Source organism: Pseudomonas avellanae BPIC 631 (assembly GCF_000444135.1).
GTDB classification, from domain to species: Bacteria; Pseudomonadota; Gammaproteobacteria; order Pseudomonadales; family Pseudomonadaceae; genus Aquipseudomonas; species Aquipseudomonas avellanae.
Window position 1 is genome coordinate 1 of record NZ_ATDK01000076.1, and the last position, 2,459, is coordinate 2,459.

The window sequence follows — 2,459 nt, forward strand, 5'->3', positions numbered from 1 at the left end:
CTAGTTGAGAGGTTTTAGTGACGCCAGTGCGGAATGCGCGAATTGGCGAGCGTGAACGACTGAAAACAGGTCGGTTAGAATAATCGGTGCCACACTTTGGGCAGCAAAACGGCTGAGCCATCAAAGGCCCCGTCATCTTGCCGTTACGACCTTTCACTGCTGCCTCTTGCTGCCGGTATAGATAGCCACCGATATGTCCGGAGGGCACCGCTGATTGAATAGACACCAGTCCCGTTTCTGGATTTAAGCTGGCGGCCTCCCAATCATCATAATCTCGATCTGACGCCGCCCATTGCACTCGACGCGGCCAAAATACGGCAAACTCATCAAGTGTCATTTTGTCGTAGTATTCGGACCCGACTTTCTCAGGCATGTTGTCGAGATCGGCTGCAGAGGGTAGAAGTTCGGTCTCGGTGCCGTCCGCAACTTTTTGACCTCTTTGGCCGCCGATCAACAAATCACCGCATGCCTCGCAGTACAGCAACTCAAACAGTCGACGGCCCCGCCCGCCATCAATTCGAGGCTTGGCATGGGTTACGCCACGCTCCACGGTGAAATCCTCGAATACTGGGATAGTGCCATCCATCGCGACTGAAACGAATAGACCTTCAATATTGCGGATAAAAGTGTGGACGCGAAAAGCTGTTGTGGTATTCGCAACACTCGAATCCCAAGCATCTGACTCTGGGAGTGCGCGCGCCAATAGCAGCCCACGCAGAGCCTTGTCATGATCCCCGGAATTGGGGAGGAAGATACGTTCGGACAAATCTGTCGTCGACGTAGCGCGAACGTCGCTTCCTTCGCGGCAAGCTTGCGTCAACGCAGCCGCGGCTGACTCAGCCAGCACTTTGACTCGGTCGGCGGCTCCGCTAGCGGAACGCCCCAGGGCTCTAGCAGCGCGCTCCACGGAAGGATTTAGCGCTTCTGCATTTAAAATTTTAGCGACAAACCCATCTTTGCCTTCTAGTGCGGCATCTAGCAGATCTACAAAGGGCTGAGCCTCGATTCGTCCTCCGGAAAACTCCGGTAGGTGTGGATTACCCACCACAATGCAATCTCGCCAAAACTCCGGATCTATAGCGCCCGGATCACTCGCGTTCTGGCTGGTACCATAAGGCGCGAAGAGATCGTGTAGGTAAGCGAGCGATTGGGCCCCCAGACTCCCCTCTATTGGCATAGAAGCGGAGGAAGCGAGTATTCGCAACTTGTATCGATGTGCCGGCTGATCGAGACCCAACCGTTGAATAAGCGTTTTCACCAAAAATGCTGTTTCGGTGCCAGCCGAGCCGCGAATCAAGTGCAACTCATCGAAGACAAGATAAAAATAAGCATCATCGTTGCTTAACAACCAATCACGCGTTTTAGTGAAGACCGACTCCTCTACCTCTCGCGAGAGCATGGTGCCAAGCATCGAGGCGTTCGTAACCAGGATATCGGGTGGATCCGCCTGCATGTCCCAGCGCGAAAGCATTTCACCACCGTCCAAGGCTGGGAAGATGTAACGCGTCTTATCTGAAGCCCTCTTACCCTCGCCGTGCGCGGTTAACTCTGCCTGGAGGTCAAAAGCACGCGCAGCATCTTGATCACGCCTGAAGCCCCGCATTGCCTCTCGTAACCGTGTGACGCGCCGGGTACGACGCTGTTTCTCCTCTTTGTTGTCAGCAATACGCGGATGACACTCGAAGCCAGTGACGGGTGTGGAGCTGGTGTACTGGCCAAAGAAGATTCGGTTTCCTATAAAGCGCTCTTGCATTACCTCCCTTGCATCATCAGAGTCTAGGGTCTTGCGGAGGCGCTGCATTTGGTCCTCGACCAATGCGTTCATTGGGTAGATAACCAGTGATCTGACCGCACTTGGACGATTCTCCCCCTGCCTCCGAGCAGACCACTGGCCCTTATCTTCTAGCCACCAATTTTTCTGTAGATAGCCATTGGCAGGAGCTGCCCAGGTCACGGCTTCATTGGATATCGCGGCTAGCACCGGCAACATGAAACTTTCTGTTTTGCCGCTGCCGGTGCGAGATGTAACGATACCTGGTTTACCCGAAAGCAATCCGCGCTTCAGCATTTCGACTTGATGATCGTATGGCGCAAAAGTGGATTTTCGACGAATCACCCCCTCACAACGTGTGCCGTCGAACAGCCCGGAAAGCGCTAGCTCAACGAAGGCTCGTCGGCCGTACTCACTCAAAGGTGCGAGCGGACCATCCTCTCGCTGCGCTAGTTGCTCGAGATTCTCATGATGCGATTCGTAACGTAGCACCGGTTCGATAAACGGCTCAGTAGCCAATACATCGACCGTCGTCAGCAGGTTCCGACGCGCCTCCGCTGCCGCCTTGTTTGAGATGCGGAAACTGGTCTCAACATAGTTGATGACGAAGTTTTGGATTCGACGAAAACCACCAATTGGGTCTAGCACGGACTCATCTCCTTATGACTTTGATTTCATGCGCCCAGAC

At 54.1% G+C, this 2,459-nt stretch carries 1 protein-coding gene; it reads right to left on the bottom strand.

Going from position 1 to position 2,459, the window contains the following annotated elements:
* Positions 1-2,419, bottom strand: a 2,419-nt coding sequence (locus DW49_RS0105660; protein WP_024421122.1) for a DEAD/DEAH box helicase, incomplete at its 3' end; no start/stop codon positions are given.
* Positions 2,420-2,459: the final 40 nt, after the last annotated feature.